The sequence below is a fragment of the Actinomadura sp. KC216 genome, assembly GCF_004348535.1.
Classification (GTDB): Bacteria; Actinomycetota; Actinomycetes; order Streptosporangiales; family Streptosporangiaceae; genus Spirillospora.
This window is the reverse complement of the sequence record NZ_SMJX01000224.1, coordinates 1-14023: the sequence shown is the minus strand read 5'-3', so window position 1 is coordinate 14023 and position 14023 is coordinate 1. Positions and strand designations below refer to the sequence as shown.

The window sequence follows — 14023 nt, the reverse complement described above, 5'->3', positions numbered from 1 at the left end:
GGGGATGTCTGGGTTGTACTGTTTGGGCGTGCTCATTGGGCGTGATCGCGAGAGAGAGCGCGTCGGCGGGGTGCTGGAGGGTGCTCGTTCCGGGCGGAGCGGGTCGGTGGTGATCCGGGGCGAGGCGGGGATCGGGAAGACCTCGCTGATCGACCGGATCGCGGCGGACGCGGAGGACATGCTGCTCGTCCGCGGGGCGGGCGTCGAGTCCGAGACGGAGCTGCCGTTCAGCGGGCTGCATCTGATGCTGTACCCGTACGCCGACCGCTTCGACGCGCTGCCCGGGCAGCAGGCGGCGGCGCTGCGGTCGGCGTTCGGGCTGGCGTCCGGGCAGGTCAGCGACCGGTTCCTGATCGGCGCGGCGACACTGACGCTCCTGTCGGAGCTGGCGGCCGACCGGCCGGTGCTGTGCCTGGTCGACGACGCGCAATGGCTCGACCCCGCCTCGCTGGACGCCCTGCTGTTCGCCGCCCGGCGGCTCGGCGCCGACCCGATCGCCATGATCTTCACGGTGCGGGACGCGGCCGTCCCGTTCCCGGACCATGGGCTGGACGTCGTCCGGCTGGAGGGTCTGGACCGTGCCACGGCGCAGGACCTGGTGGACGCGCACGCCCCCGGCCTGACCGTGCCGGTACGGGAGCGGCTACTGGACGAGGCGGGCGGCAACCCGCTGGCCCTCATCGAGCTGGCCAGCGCGCTCCAGTCGCAGGAAGCCCGGCACGCCGGGCCGCTGCCGGTTGGTGGGCAGGTGGCCGGACGCGTCCAGGAGGCCTTCCGGCACCAGCTCGCCCAGATGCCCGAAGCCACGCGATTGCTGCTGCTGGTCGTCGCGGCCGACGGGACCGCTGACCTGGGCGTCGTGCTGCGGGCGGCGGAGACGCTCGGGCTGAGCGCGGCCGATCTGGGGCCAGCGGAAGAGGCCCGGCTGGTCGTGCTCGACGGGACGGAAGTGCGGTTCCGGCATCCGCTCATCCGCGCCGTCACCTACCAGAACGCGGCCCATCACCAGCGGATCGCCGCGCACGGTGCGCTGGCCAGGACGCTCGACGGCGACGAGCACGCCGACCGCCGGGCGTGGCATCTCGCGGCGGCGGCCACCGGGCCGGACGAGAGCGTCGCGGCCGAGCTGGAGCGGGCCGCGCGGCGGGCCGGGGACCGGGGCGGGACGGCCGCCGTCGCCGCCGCCTACGAGCGGGCGGCGCGGCTCAGCACGGACGCGGAGGGCAAGGCGCGGCGGCTCGTCCACGCGGCGCGGGCCGCCTACGACGCCGGACGCCCCGACTCCGCCACCCGCCTCGCCGAGGAGGCCGCGCACCTCACCGGGGATGACGCGGTCATCGCCGAGGCCACGTTCGTCCGCGCCCAGGTCGCTTACGAGCGCACGTCCCCGGCCGCCGACGCCGAGCTCGCGCTGGAGGGCGCGGCGCTGATCGTGGACGGCGATCCCGAGCAGGCGGTGTCGATGCTGACCGAGGCCGTCTGGTGCGCGCGCGATGCCGGCGCGCACGATCTCGTGGGGAACGCCGTCGAGCTGCTGAGGAAGGTGCGGGTTCCGGCGGGCTCGGCCAAGGCACTGGTGGTGGGCGGGCTGATCGCCTACGGGCGTCCCCCGGCCGAGGGCGTCCCGTCGATGCGGGCCTTCGTCGAGGCGGCGCGGGCGGGCGACGTCGACGGGCTGGTCGAACGCGTGATCGCCGGTTACCTGGGGCTGATCACGGCCGACGACCGGGCCGCGACCGCGCTGCTGGACGACCTCGCGGCGGAGACCAGGGCGCAGGGCGCGCTCGGCTGGCTGCCGTACGTCCTGGAGCCGCTGGCGATCGGGCGGCTCCTCCTCGGCGACCTGCACGGCGCCGAATCGGCTGCGGCGGAGGGCCTGTCGCTCGCGGCCGACCTCGGCATGGACATGCAGGTCACCGCGCTGCAATGCGTCACGGTCCGGATGGAGTCGGACGCCGAGCGCAGCCGCTCGCTGGCGCCCGATGTGCTCCGGCGCGCCGAGCTGATGCCGACCAACGCGGCGCTGGCGTCCTGGGGGCTGGGCCTGCACGATCTCGCCGACGGCCACGCCGAGTCCGCGCTGGAGCATCTGGACGCCGTCTGCTCCGGCCCGGCGCGGCACGACGTGATGATCCGCGCCGTCCCGGACCACGCGGAGGCGGCGGTGCGGGCCGGGCGCCCTGACCTGGCCCGGACGCACCTTCCCGCGTTCGAGGCCTGGGCGGCGGCCACGTCGTTCACGGCGCTGGTCTCGCGGTGCCGTGCCCTGCTGGCCGGCGACGACGCCGAAGAGCACTACCGCACCGCGCTCAGCCTGCACGGCGACCGCGCCTACGACGCCGCGCGGACCCGGCTCCTCTACGGCGAATGGCTGCGCCGCCGCCGGCGCCGCACCGAGGCCCGTGCCGAGCTGACCTCGGCGCTGGACGCGTTCGACCGGCTCGGCGCGGAACGCTGGGCCGAGCGCGCCCGCGCCGAGCTGGAGGCCCTCGGCGACCGTCCCGCCGCCCGCGCCGGGGACGCCGACCCGCTGAAGCGGCTGACCCCGCAGGAGCTGCAGGTCGTCCGGCTCGCCGCCACGGGGCTCAGCAACCGCGAGATCGCCGCGCAGCTCTACCTGAGCCCGCGCACGGTCGGGCACCACCTCTACAAGGCGTATCCGAAGATCGGCGTGACCCGGCGGATGGAGCTGGCCCGGCTCGTATCGGTCATCTGACTTAGCCCTACCGGTACGTCGCCGGGACGCGTCCGTCCGGGCGGGCTTCACTGGTGGTCGATTCCTGCTCTGACCTGCGCTTTTCCGGGTACGTCCGGCGACCGATGCGGGACGTGGGGCCGCGCGCCTACCTTCGGGATCACCCTTCGGGGCCACCTCGAAACGATCGGAGAAAGCGATGCTTCTGGAGAACAAGACCGCGATCATCTACGGCGGCGGCGGGACGATCGGCGGCGCCATGGCGCGGGCCTTCGCCGCCGAGGGCGCGCGGGTCTTCCTCGCCGGACGGACGCCCGCCACGCTCGACACCGTCGCCGAGCAGATCCGGGAGGCGGGCGGCCTGGCCGAGACCGCCCGCGTGGACGCCCTGGACGAGGACGCCGTCAACAACTATGTCGACTCGGTCGCGGCGACCGCAGGTAGCGTCGACATCTCGGTGAACTCCGTCTCGATGGAGGGGCTGTTCCGGCCCATGATCGAGATGCCGGTCGCCGAGTACGCCGCGTCCCTGGAGAAGATGGCCCGGACGTACACGCTGACCACGCAGGCCGCCGCGCGCCACATGATCAAGCAGAGCTCCGGCGTGATCCTGCACTTCGGCGGCTCCGACGCCACGAACCACATGCCGGGCCTCGGGAACGTCCAGGTCGGGTTCGACATGATCGAGGCGATGCGCCGCCAGTGGGCGTGCGAGCTGGGGCCGCACTCGGTGCGGGTGCTGTCGATCAAGACCGGCGGCATCCCCGAGTCCTTCCCCGACATCCCGGAGACCGCCCAGGTGAAGCAGCAGATCGTGGACAACACCCTGCTCAAGCGCGCCGCGACCCTTGCCGACGTGGGGCATGTCGCCACGTTCCTCGCGTCCGACCGCGCCGCCGCCCTCACCTCGACCCAGGTCAACATCACCGCCGGCGCCCTGGTCGACTGACCGCGCTTCGCGTTCACGCCGCCGCAGCCTTCTGACCTGCGGCGGCGTGACCGAGGTCACCGGCCGGCGGCGGGCGTGGCCACGGTCAGCCGCCGGCGGCCGTTTCGACGCGGGTGTCGGCGACCTGGGTCACGATGAAGCGGCTCTTCGGGATGGCCGGGGCCCGCCACGGGTGGACGCGCAGGTCCTGCGCCGGGACCGAGTAGCTCATCCAGCGGGTCAGCGCGGTGACGGCGACCTTCATCAGATCCTTGGTGATCCATTCTCCGGCGCAGCGGTGCCCTTCGTAATGGTCCCCGCCGCCCTGCGGGATCATGGAATAGGCGTCCGGCTCCCGGCCCATGAAGCGCTCCGGCCGGAACTGCTCGGGACGTTCCCACAACCGCGGATCGTGGTCGGTCCCGTGGAGGTCGAGCAGGACCCGGCGTCCCTTGGGGAAATGGTGGCCGCGCCATTCAAAGTCGCGCGCCACCCGGGCGGCGACCAGCGGGAAGAAGGGATAGAAGCGCCGCACTTCCTGGACGAACGCCTCCAGCAGTTCGGGGTTGTCCTCGGTTGCGAGGCGGTGCCGCCATTGGGGATTTCCGTGCAGGGCGAGGGCGGCGAAGACGACGAACCGCGCCACCGCCACCGTCGGACGGAGGACGTTGAGCAGTTCGACGCCCGCCACGTCCGGGGGCAGGAGGCGCCCGTCCGTGTCGCGGTGGGAGGCGATGACGTCCAGGGCCGTGCCGCCGCCTTCGGCGGCCGGGGCCGCGGCGGCACGGGCTCGCCGGATCTGTCCGGCGGCCCACCGGTCGGCGATCTTCCGGGCGGCGCGTCCGCGCAGGTAGCGGGGGCCGATGGCGGCGGGGGCGTCGATCAGCGCGGTGAGCAGGGTGGTGATCGCGGGGAGATGGCGCTCGGCGACGGGCACTCCCGTCCAGGCGCAGACGGCCTGGCACAGCAGTTCGCTGACCCCGTCGAAAAGGACGACCTGCCGCCGTCCCTCCCAGTCCCGGATGCGTTCCCACCAGATCCTGGACGTGATGTCGCGGAGTTCGTCCCGGGCGTCCGGCGTCATCAGCGACATGAACATCGCCTTGCGCACGCGATGACTTTCCCCGTCCAGTGCTTGCACGCCGTTCTCGCCGAACAGAGTGAGGCTCAGCCGGCGCGGTGCGGCCCCGGCCCGGATGAAAAGGTCCGGGTCGTAGAAGACGCGCGCCGCGTCCGCGCCCGTCATGCATGTGGTCTTTTGCAGCAGCAGGCGCGTGTCGTAGACGTCGCGGTCCAGGCGGCGCGCGCGGGACGACAGCAGCCCGTAGGGCCGCGCCACCAGCGGCAATGTGCTGTCCAGCCGTTCCACGAGTCGCATGGCGTTCCCCCAGGTCGTCCGATGCCGAAGCACCCAGTACCCGAAAGCCGCCGGTTTAGCCGGTGCCGGTTTAGCCGACGGGCCCGGTGGCAGGTTGGGGGCATGCGCGCCGTCACATATGACTCGTTCGCCGGTGACAATTCGCGGCTCACGGTCGGCGAGGTGCCCGATCCGAAGGTCGGCCCGGGGCAGGTGCTGATCGAGGTGCGCGCCGCCGGGGTGAATCCGGTGGACTGGAAGGTCATGGCGGGCGGCCTCGACGGCATGATCGACGCGGTCTTCCCCGTCATTCCCGGCTGGGACGTCGCCGGGGTGGTGCGGTCGCTCGGCCCCGACGTGCCGGAGTTCGCGCCGGGCGACGAGGTCATGGCCTACGCGCGCAAGGACGTCATAGGCAGGGGCACGTTCGCGGAGTACGTGGCCGTGTCGGCGGACCACGTGGCGCGCAAGCCCGCGGCCCTCGACTGGAACCAGGCCGGTGGCCTGCCGCTGGCCGGGATGACCGCCCAGCGCGCCCTCGACCGCCTGGCCGTGGGCCCGGCCGATGTGCTGCTCGTCCATGCGGCGTCCGGTGGCGTGGGGACCTTCGCCGTCCAGCTCGGGCGCGACAGGGGCGCCCGCGTCATCGGCACGGCCTCCGAGGCGAACCACGCCTACCTGCGCGAACTCGGCGCCGAGCCGGTCGTCTACGGCGACGGGCTGGCCGACCGCGTCCGGGACCTGGCACCGGACGGCGTGTCCGCGGTCGCCGATTTCGCCGGGGGTCAGCTGGACACGACGCTGGCCGTCCTGAGCCCCGGCGGGCGGCACGTCTCGATCACCGAGAGCGACGTCGAGAAGCACGGCGGCCACTGGATCTGGGTGCGCCCGGACGGCGCGGCCCTGGCCCGGCTGGGCACGCTCGCCGACCGCGGCGCGCTCGCCGTCGAGGTCGCCGGAACCTTCCCGCTGGATCAGGTCGGCGCGGCGTTCGACGCCAGCCGCGGCGGCCACACCCGCGGCAAGCTGGTCATCACCCCCAACAAGTAGGAAGTTGCCTACGTTTGACAGGTAGGGAATCACCTACGTATCGTCGGGCGCATGAACATCACGCATGTACGGCTGCTGACCATCCCGGTGTCCGACCAGGACGCCGCCAAGACCTTCTACGCGGACACGCTCGGTTTCGAGGTCGTCGCCGACCAGGCCAACGGGCCGATCCGCTGGCTCCAGCTCGCCCCGAAGGGCGCGCAGACGAACGTCGTCCTCGCCAATCACGTCCCCGAGGTGACGCCGGGCAGCGTCCAGGGCCTGATCCTGGAGACGTCCGACCTGGACGGCGACTGCGAGCGGCTCCGCGGCGCCGGGGTCGACGTCGACGGCCCGCAGGACCTCCCCTGGGGACGGCAGGCCACGCTCACCGACCCCGACGGCAACGGCATCGTCCTCGCCGCGAGCTGACCCCGCATGGACACCGACATCGCCGGGGACGTCTTCGCGGCGCTGGCGAGCCCCGTCCGGCGGGAGCTGACGGCCCTGCTGCTGGACGGCCCGCGCCCCGTGAACGACCTCGCGTCGCACTTCCACATGAGCCGCCCGAGCGTCTCGGAGCATCTGAAGGTGCTGCGCGACGCCGGGCTGGTCAGCGAGCGCCGCAACGGCCGGCAGCGCATCTACCGGCTGGAGGCCGAGCCGCTGCGCGAGCTGTCGGAATGGCTGACCCCGTACGAGCGGTTCTGGCGCGAGAAGCTGTCCGAACTGCGGAAACTGCTGGACGAGGAGGACGAGTGAAGCCCGACGTGGACCATGATGAACCGATGAGCGGCGGCGGCGAGCGGGCGGCCATCGAGGTGGACGAGTTCCTCCCGCATCCGCCCGCCAAGGTCTGGCGGGCGCTCACCGACCCGGACTTGCTGGCGCGCTGGCTGATGCCGAACGACTTCCGGCCCGTGGTCGGCCACCGCTTCACCTTCGCGACCCGTCCGATCCCGAACGTCGACTTCGACGGGACGATCGAGTGCCAGGTCCTCGACCTGGACGCCGAGCGCCTGATGCGCATCAGCTGGGGCGGCGGCACCCTCGACACGACGGTGACCTGGCGGCTCGTCCCCGAGGGCCGCGGCACCCGCCTGTTCATCCGGCACGAGGGCTTCGACCTGGACGACCCCGTCCACGCCTACGCCTTCCGCGGCATGGGCAGCGGCTGGCGCACCAACGTCCTGCGCGCCCTCCAGGAACTCCTCACCGAAACCCCCTGACCGCACCAACCGCAAGGCAGGCAAGACGCCAGAACCGGCAGCGGCGGGCTCGGCGGCCCAGGGCAGCGAAAATGCCGAGCCCGCCGCCCGCCAAACCAGAAGGCCCAGGGCCGGCTAGCTCTGGGTGGCGGGTGGGTCTGCGTAGACGCCCTTGAGCATTCCGGTGGCCTGGCCTATCTCGATCAGGTGGCCGTCCGGGTCGCGCATGTAGCAGCGGAGTTCGGCCTTGCGGTCGAGCGGCTCGGTGAGGAACTCGGCGCCCCGGGCGGTCGCCGCCTCGTAGAAGGTGGCGATGTCGGCGACGCGGACGTTCATGAACGCCGAGACCGGGTCGCCGGGCTCGGGCACCGTCAGCGTGACGTCCGGTTTGTCCGGGGTGGGGCCGCCGCCGGGGTTCATGATGATCCAGGTGTTGGCGACCTTCACGATGGCGGGGTTCTCCTCCAGCACCACCTCGCCGCCGAAGACGTCCGCGTAGAACGCGCGAGAGCGGGCCACGTCCCGCACGGTCAGGAAATGCGTCAGGACCAGCCCTTGCTCGGGCGCGGGCAGCTTGCTCCGGTCGACCATCCTCGTGTCCTCCCCCGGCCGCGTCGTTCCCCTAGGCCGGGTCATCCCCGCAGGCCACCCCTCAAACCAGGCCGTCGGTCGGAGAGGGTGGCGGCTCACACCGGGCCGCCACCCACAGCGGGCCCCGCTCGAAGCGGGCGGTCGCTCACACCGGGGCGCAGCCCACACTGGGCCGCCGCTCGCAGCGGGCGCCGCTCGCAGTGGGGGTCAGGGGACGGGTTCCAGGGGTGGCTGGTCGGCGAACTGGGTGCGGTACAGGTCTGCGTAGCGGCCCTCGGCGGCCAGGAGGTCGGTGTGGGTTCCGCGTTCGATGATGCGGCCCTCCTCCACGACGAGGATGAGGTCGGCGGCGCGGACGGTGCTGAGGCGGTGGGCGATCACGATGGCGGTGCGGCCGTCCAGGGCCTCGGTCAGCGCCTCCTGGACGGCGGCCTCGGACGTCGAGTCGAGGTGGGCGGTGGCCTCGTCCAGGATCACGACGCGGGGGCGGGCGAGGAGGAGGCGGGCGATGGTGAGGCGCTGGCGCTCGCCGCCGGAGAGGCGGTAGCCGCGCTCGCCGACGATGGTGTCGAGGCCGTCCGGGAGGCCCCTGATGAGGGTGTCGAGGCGGGCGCGGCGCAGGACGTCCCACAGCTCGTCCTCGGTGGCCTCGGGGCGGGCGAGGAGGAGGTTCTCGCGGATCGACTCGTGGAACAGGTGCCCGTCCTGCGTGACCATCCCGAGCGTGTCGCGGATGCTCTGGAAGGACAGGTCGCGGACGTCCACGCCGCCGAGCCGGACGGAGCCCTCGTCCACGTCGTAGAGGCGCGGGAGGAGCTGGGCGATGGTCGACTTCCCGGCGCCGGACGAGCCGACGAGCGCGATCATCTGGCCGGGTTCGGCGCGGAAGGAGACGTCGTGCAGGACGTCGACGCCGCCGCGGGTGTCGAGCGTCGCGACCTCTTCGAGCGAGGCGAGGGAGACCTTGTCGGCGGACGGGTAGGCGAAGCGGGCGCCGTCGAACTCGACGGAGATCGGGCCGTCCGGGACGGGACGGATCTCCGGCTCCGGCTTCTCGGCGACCAGCGGCCGCATGTCGAGGACCTCGAAGACGCGCTCGAAGCTGACCAGGGCGCTCATCACCTCGACGCGGGCGCTGGCCAGCGCGGTGAGGGGCGCGTAGAGGCGGGTGAGCAGCAGCGCGAGGGCGACGACGGCGCCCGCGTCGAGGTGGCCGCGCAGGGAGAGGAAGCCGCCGAGCCCGTAGACGAGCGCCAGGGCCAGCGCGGACACCATGGTGAGGGCCGTGATGAACACGTGCTGCACCATCGCGGTGCGGACGCCGATGTCGCGGACGCGGCGGGCGCGGGCGGCGAACTCGGCGGACTCGCGGGACGGGCGCCCGAACAGCTTCACCAGCGTCGCGCCGGGTGCGGAGAAGCGCTCGGTCATCTGGGTGCTCATCGCCGCGTCGTGGGAGGCGGCCTCGCGTTCGAGGCGTGCCAGGCGGCTGCCCATGCGGCGGGCCGGGAGCACGAACGCGGGCAGCAGGATCAGCGCGAGGAGCGTGATCTGCCAGGAGATCTGCACCATCACGGCGAACGTGAGCAGCACCGTCACCAGGTTGCTGACGACGCCGGAGAGGGTGTCGCTGAAGGCGCGCTGGGCGCCGATGACGTCGTTGTTGAGGCGGCTGACGAGCGCGCCGGTGCGGGTCCGGGTGAAGAAGGCGATGGGCATGCGCTGGACGTGGTCGAACACCGAGGTGCGCAGGTCGAGGATCAGCCCCTCGCCGATGCGGGCCGACAGCCACCGGTTCGCGAGCCCGAGCCCGCCCTCGCCGAACGCCAGGACGGCGATCAGCACGGCGAGGACCACGACCGTGGACGTGGCGGCCTGGTCGACGATGGCGTTGACGACCTGCCCGGCCAGCACGGGCGTCGCGACCGTGAGGACCGCCAGGGCCACGCTGAGCGTGAGGAACGCGGTCAGCGCCCGTCTGTGGGGGCGGGCGAACCCGCCGATGCGGCGCAGGGTCGCCTTGGAGAAGGGTCTGGCGTCGCGCGCGTTCATCGCGTGGTGGAGCGACATCCACGCGGTGACTTCCATGTCCATTGCGGGCCCCCCGCTGCTCATGGCGCTGATCGTTGGCTTGAATAGAGGACAGCATGCGACCTCAAGGGAGCTTGAGGTCAAGGCGGCGGCGCCGACACGCGCCCCGTGGATCCCACGGTGCCGGACGGGTACGACATTCTCGGAGGGAGGCCGCACGTGGACATCGACGAGCTCCGGTCCGACACCCCCGGCTGCGCGAACGTGGCCCACCTCAACAACGCCGGTGCCGCGCTGCCACCGCGCCCGGTGATCGACGCGGTGGCGGAGCATTTCGCGCTGGAGTCGACGATCGGCGGCTACGAGGCGCTGGAGCGGAACGCGGCGGCCGCCCAGCATTTCTACGACGCGGTCGCAAGGCTGATCGGCGCGCGCGCAGACGAGATCGCCTACGTGGAGAACGCCACCCGGGCATGGGACATGGCGTTCTACGGGATTCCCTTCGCGAACGGCGACCGCATCCTCACGACGACGAGCGAGTACTCCAGCAACGCCATCGCCTACCAGCAGATGGCCGCCGCCAAGGGCGTCAGGGTGGAAGTCGTCCCGGACGATCCCAACGGAACGATTTCCCTGGACGCGCTGGAAGCCGAACTCGTCAAGGGCGGTGTCCGGCTGGTGTCGCTCAACCACGTCCCTACGCACAACGGGCTCGTCAACCCGGCCGCGGAGGTCGGACGGCTCTGCCGGGAGCACGGCGTCCTGTACCTGCTGGACGCGTGCCAGTCGGTCGGCCAGCTGGTCGTGGACGTCAACGACATTGGCTGCGACCTCCTGTCCGCGACCGGCCGCAAATACCTCCGCGGCCCGCGCGGGACCGGGTTCCTGTATGCGCGGCGCGACATCGTCCGGACGCTGCAGCCGCCATTCCTCGATCTGCAAGCCGCGACGTGGAACGCGCCAAACGGTTACGAGGTGCGCCAGGACGCCGTCCGTTTCGAGACATGGGAACGCTACGTCGCCGGGCAGATAGGGCTGGGCGTCGCCGCCGACTACGCGTCCGCCCTGGGAATGCCCGCGATCGAGGAACGCGTCCTAGGGCTAGGGCAAACGCTGCGTGAGGAACTGGCCGCCCTGCCTGGTGTCACCGTCCTGGACAGGGGCGTCCGGCCGTCCGGGATTGTCACGTTCACCCTGGACGGTCACGAGCCCCCCGCCATCAAAGCGGCCGCAAGGGAACGCGGCGTCAACGTCAACGTGACCAGCCCGAACTCACACGGATATGACCCGCACGCCGTCCCGTCGGCTGTGCGGGCCTCCGTGCACTACTACAACACCGAAAACGAAATCGAACGGCTGCTGTCCGTCCTTCAGAGCCTCCTTTAGGTGTTCGGGCGTGCGGCGCTGATGTCGGCGAGCGCCGATTCGGAGTCCTTCTCCATCGCCAGGTCGCCGATGGAGACGATCCCGACCGGGCGCCCCTCCTCCATGACGGGGAGCCGCCGCACGGACCGCTCCCGCATGATCTGCGCCGCCTTGTCCAGCGAGTCGTCGGGACCGACCGTCGCGGTGGCCCGGCTGGCGATGCCGCCGATCTTCGCGTGGGCCGGGTCGCCGCCCGCGGCCAGCCCCCGGACGACCAGGTCACGGTCGGTGACCAGGCCCTGCAGGTCCTCGCCGTCGATGACCAGCACCGCGCCGATGTCCTCGTCGCGCATCGCCCGCGCCACGGTCACGAGGTCGAGTTCCGGGGACACCGACGTCGGGGAGCCGGTCATGATGTCGCGCACCTTCGTAGCCATCCCTCACTCCTTGGGCCTCGCGGTCTTTCTGGCACTCTGGCTCTGGCTCTGGCTCTATGGCTCCAGGGACGAGTCGGCCCCTACCCGACAGAAACGGGATCACTCATCCGTGCCGGGCGTTCAGCTGCGGAACGGGGCGAACATCCGCTCCGCGCCCGCCGGATCCCAGACCAGCCGGTTCGGGTCCTCGGGCGCGGGACGGACGGGAACCGTCCCGAACTCGACATCGTCCGCCCCGGTCTTCTCGAAGGTGCGGGCGAGCGCCTCCAGCCCGCGGAGATCCCACCGCGGCGTGGCCTCGACCGACCGGGCCGCCGCCGCCAGGAACCGCGCGAACCGCACCGGATTCCTCGACTGCATGGCCCTGGCCTGGCGGACCACCTGAGCCATGAAGACCTGCTGCCGCTTGATGCGGCTCAGGTCCGAGCCGTCGCCGAAGCCGAAACGGGACCGGACGTAGGCGAGCGCCTGCCTGCCGTCCAGCCGCTGCGTGCCCGCGCGCAGGTCCAGCCCCGCCTTCGGGTCGACGACCGGACGGCGCAGCGTGATCTCGACGCCGCCCAGCGCGTCCACCATGGACCGGAAGCCGCCGAAGTCGATCACCACGATCTGGTCGATCCGGATCCTGGTCAGCGACTCCACCGTGGTCCGCGCGCAGGCCGCGCCGCCGGTCCCGAACGCCGTGTTGATCGGCCCGCGCCGCGGCGGGAGGGCCTCGCCGGACGCCGCCCGGCACGCGGGGATGTCCACCAGGGAGTCGCGGGGGACGCTCACCGCGCGGACGCCCTTCCGGTCGGCGGGCACGTGCACCACGACGAGCGTGTCGGAGCGTGCCTGATGGCCGTCGCGGCGCGCGTCCGAGCCGATGACCAGCACGTTCATGGTCTTGGCCGCGGCGGGCCGGGGGCTTTCGGTGGCCGCGCGCCGCCCGTCCCGGCCGTCCATCAGCGCCGCCGGGACGAGGATCGCCGTGGCCGTGACCGCCGCCGCGGCGCCCGCCGCCAGCACGCCGAAGAGCGTCCAGCGTCGCGGGCCGCGCGGGGTGCGGCCTCCGCGGGCCGTCGCCGCGTCCACCAGCCGGTCGCGCTGCCGGAGCAGCGAGTCCGCCGGCTCGTGCTCCAGGTCCCGGCCGAAGTCGCGGATCAGTTCGAGATCGTCCATGGTCACGCCTCCTCCGCCATCGGGTCCGCCTGCAACGGGTTCGTGCCGCCGAGCGCCGCGCGCACCTTGCGCCGGGCCCGGTTCAGCCGGGATCGGACGGTGCCGACCGGGATGCCGAGCGCCCGCGCCACCTCCTCGTAGGCCAGGTCGCCCCACGCCACCAGCAGCAGGACGTCCAGGTCACGCCTCGGCAGCCCCGCCAGCGCCGCGGCCAGCGCGGGACGCGCCGCCGACGCGGACACCCCCGCCGCGACCCGGTCGGCGGGCCCCTCGACGGGGCCGTCCACCGGGCTCCTGCGCAGGGCCCGGTAGCGCGCGGCCTCCGTCCGGTGATGCCGCGCGACCAGCTTCGTCGCGATGCCGAACAGCCACGGCCGCGCGTCGCGCTGCGCCAGGTCGTAGCGGCTCCGCTTGCTGAACGCGGCGAGGAACGTCTCGCCGACCACGTCCTCCGCGGCCTCCGGCCCCAATCTGCGTGAGACGTAGCGGAAGAGCATCGCGGAATACCGGTCGAACAGCGCGGCGAACGCCTCCGGGTCCAGCAGCGAACTCTCGATGAGATCCGCGTCGCATTCCTGCGCCGTCGTCGGGGGTACGGTCATCGCGCCCCCCATGCCATCGCAACCCACCAGGCCATTCGGTCCGGCCTTCCCGTGCGGGGACTTCTGTCAGCGATGTATCTCCGCGACCGGCGATCCGGGTTCACGCACGAACGGCAACACCATGCCGCCTGTGCGGATGCACGCGAACCTTCTCGATAAACTGCGCATCCTTCAAGATGCACGGGGGTAGTCGGGGAGGGCCGCTCCGTCCGCCTGGAGGAACCAGCCAAGGAGGGTCGGCCGTGGACGACGACGCCCAGCAGGAACCGGTGACGTCCGGCTCGAACGAAAAGCGCGCCGACGACGAGCATGAGTCCGCCCGCTCCGCGACCGCCGAGTTCCGCGTCCCTGAGAACGTATCGCTGACCAGGCCGGACATCTCCATCCGCCGTCCGGCCGCCGAAGAGCCCGCCCCGGAGGGCGAGGCGCCCGAAGAGGCGACCCCAGAAGCGGCCCAAGAGGCGGCCGAAGAGCCCGCTCCCGCGCCCGCGCCGGAATCTGGTGGCGCGGGCCCCACGCGAGTTGAGGCCCTGCCAGTACTGCCGCCGCAACCATCGCAGAATGCCCCGGCACAATTCCCGGCCGTCCGGTCGTCCGGACAATGGACGGTGCCATGGGA

At 72.4% G+C, this 14023-nt stretch carries 13 protein-coding genes and 1 pseudogene; 8 read left to right on the top strand and 6 right to left on the bottom strand.

The window, feature by feature from the left end:
* Positions 1 to 28 precede the first annotated feature (28 nt).
* Together E1264_RS30105 and E1264_RS30100 are read left to right on the top strand one after the other, a co-directional pair.
* Positions 29 to 2716, top strand: a complete 2688-nt coding sequence (locus E1264_RS30105; RefSeq protein WP_207936424.1) for a helix-turn-helix transcriptional regulator — start codon at positions 29 to 31, stop codon at positions 2714 to 2716.
* Positions 2717 to 2894: 178 nt separating this feature from the next.
* Positions 2895 to 3644 carry an SDR family oxidoreductase gene (locus E1264_RS30100; RefSeq protein ID WP_132178831.1) on the top strand — a complete coding sequence of 250 codons (750 nt, stop codon included), beginning with the start codon at positions 2895 to 2897 and terminating at the stop codon, positions 3642 to 3644.
* Between the two features lie 85 nt (positions 3645 to 3729).
* On the opposite strand, the gene E1264_RS30095 is transcribed toward E1264_RS30100, so the two are convergent.
* The gene (locus E1264_RS30095) at positions 3730 to 5001 is read right to left on the bottom strand and encodes a cytochrome P450 (protein ID WP_132178830.1); all 1272 of its coding nucleotides are present in this window, start codon (positions 4999 to 5001) and stop codon (positions 3730 to 3732) included.
* Positions 5002 to 5103: 102 nt separating this feature from the next.
* Between E1264_RS30095 and E1264_RS30090 the strand changes: the two genes are divergently transcribed.
* From E1264_RS30090 to E1264_RS30075, 4 genes are read left to right on the top strand one after another with little or no spacing between them, the layout of a single operon-like run.
* Positions 5104 to 6030 (top strand): NADP-dependent oxidoreductase, encoded by a 927-nt coding sequence (locus tag E1264_RS30090; RefSeq protein WP_132178829.1) that lies wholly within the window; start codon positions 5104 to 5106, stop codon positions 6028 to 6030.
* Positions 6031 to 6081: 51 nt separating this feature from the next.
* A complete protein-coding gene (locus tag E1264_RS30085) occupies positions 6082 to 6441 on the top strand; it encodes a VOC family protein (protein ID WP_132178828.1) in 360 nt (119 codons plus the stop codon).
* A gap of 6 nt (positions 6442 to 6447) precedes the next feature.
* Positions 6448 to 6771: a metalloregulator ArsR/SmtB family transcription factor gene (locus E1264_RS30080; RefSeq protein WP_132178827.1), complete on the top strand. Its 324-nt coding sequence runs from the start codon at positions 6448 to 6450 to the stop codon at positions 6769 to 6771.
* Positions 6768 to 7238 carry an SRPBCC domain-containing protein gene (locus E1264_RS30075; RefSeq protein WP_243711249.1) on the top strand — a complete coding sequence of 157 codons (471 nt, stop codon included), beginning with the start codon at positions 6768 to 6770 and terminating at the stop codon, positions 7236 to 7238. The genes E1264_RS30080 and E1264_RS30075 overlap by 4 nt, the downstream gene beginning before the upstream one ends.
* Before the next feature lie 114 nt (positions 7239 to 7352).
* Here E1264_RS30075 and E1264_RS30070 read toward each other — a convergent pair whose 3' ends face one another.
* Together E1264_RS30070 and E1264_RS30065 are read right to left on the bottom strand one after the other, a co-directional pair.
* Entirely contained in the window at positions 7353 to 7808 is a 456-nt protein-coding gene (locus E1264_RS30070; protein WP_132178826.1) for a VOC family protein, read from the bottom strand.
* Between the two features lie 207 nt (positions 7809 to 8015).
* Positions 8016 to 9902 carry an ABC transporter ATP-binding protein gene (locus E1264_RS30065; RefSeq protein WP_132178832.1) on the bottom strand — a complete coding sequence of 629 codons (1887 nt, stop codon included), beginning with the start codon at positions 9900 to 9902 and terminating at the stop codon, positions 8016 to 8018.
* A 156-nt stretch (positions 9903 to 10058) separates the two neighbouring features.
* On the opposite strand from E1264_RS30065, the gene E1264_RS30060 reads away from it, so the two are divergent.
* Positions 10059 to 11225 carry an aminotransferase class V-fold PLP-dependent enzyme gene (locus E1264_RS30060; RefSeq protein WP_132178825.1) on the top strand — a complete coding sequence of 389 codons (1167 nt, stop codon included), beginning with the start codon at positions 10059 to 10061 and terminating at the stop codon, positions 11223 to 11225.
* Here the strand turns inward: E1264_RS30060 and E1264_RS30055 are convergent.
* The 3 genes from E1264_RS30055 to E1264_RS30045 form a co-directional block, all read right to left on the bottom strand.
* Positions 11222 to 11641, bottom strand: a complete 420-nt coding sequence (locus tag E1264_RS30055; RefSeq protein ID WP_132178824.1) for a CBS domain-containing protein — start codon at positions 11639 to 11641, stop codon at positions 11222 to 11224. The two genes, E1264_RS30060 and E1264_RS30055, sit on opposite strands and share 4 nt — an antisense overlap.
* 120 nt (positions 11642 to 11761) lie before the next feature.
* Positions 11762 to 12802, bottom strand: coding sequence for an LCP family protein (locus E1264_RS30050; protein WP_132178823.1), 1041 nt, complete (start codon positions 12800 to 12802; stop codon positions 11762 to 11764).
* Positions 12803 to 12804: 2 nt separating this feature from the next.
* A complete protein-coding gene (locus E1264_RS30045) occupies positions 12805 to 13404 on the bottom strand; it encodes an RNA polymerase sigma factor (RefSeq protein WP_132178822.1) in 600 nt (199 codons plus the stop codon).
* 242 nt (positions 13405 to 13646) lie between these two features.
* Here E1264_RS30045 and E1264_RS30040 point away from each other — a divergent pair.
* Positions 13647 to 14023 (top strand): annotated as a pseudogene (locus E1264_RS30040) (hypothetical protein); the annotation flags it as partial.

Excerpts from the sequence above, each read along its gene's own strand:
- E1264_RS30100 (WP_132178831.1), top strand. The coding sequence starts at position 2,895 with ATGCTTCTGGAGAACAAGACCGCGATCATCTACGGCGGCGGCGGGACG.
- E1264_RS30095 (WP_132178830.1), bottom strand. The coding sequence starts at position 5,001 with ATGCGACTCGTGGAACGGCTGGACAGCACATTGCCGCTGGTGGCGCGG.
- E1264_RS30090 (WP_132178829.1), top strand. The coding sequence starts at position 5,104 with ATGCGCGCCGTCACATATGACTCGTTCGCCGGTGACAATTCGCGGCTC.
- E1264_RS30085 (WP_132178828.1), top strand. The coding sequence starts at position 6,082 with ATGAACATCACGCATGTACGGCTGCTGACCATCCCGGTGTCCGACCAG.
- E1264_RS30080 (WP_132178827.1), top strand. The coding sequence starts at position 6,448 with ATGGACACCGACATCGCCGGGGACGTCTTCGCGGCGCTGGCGAGCCCC.
- E1264_RS30070 (WP_132178826.1), bottom strand. The coding sequence starts at position 7,808 with ATGGTCGACCGGAGCAAGCTGCCCGCGCCCGAGCAAGGGCTGGTCCTG.
- E1264_RS30065 (WP_132178832.1), bottom strand. The coding sequence starts at position 9,902 with ATGGACATGGAAGTCACCGCGTGGATGTCGCTCCACCACGCGATGAAC.
- E1264_RS30055 (WP_132178824.1), bottom strand. The coding sequence starts at position 11,641 with ATGGCTACGAAGGTGCGCGACATCATGACCGGCTCCCCGACGTCGGTG.
- E1264_RS30050 (WP_132178823.1), bottom strand. The coding sequence starts at position 12,802 with ATGGACGATCTCGAACTGATCCGCGACTTCGGCCGGGACCTGGAGCAC.
- E1264_RS30045 (WP_132178822.1), bottom strand. The coding sequence starts at position 13,404 with ATGACCGTACCCCCGACGACGGCGCAGGAATGCGACGCGGATCTCATC.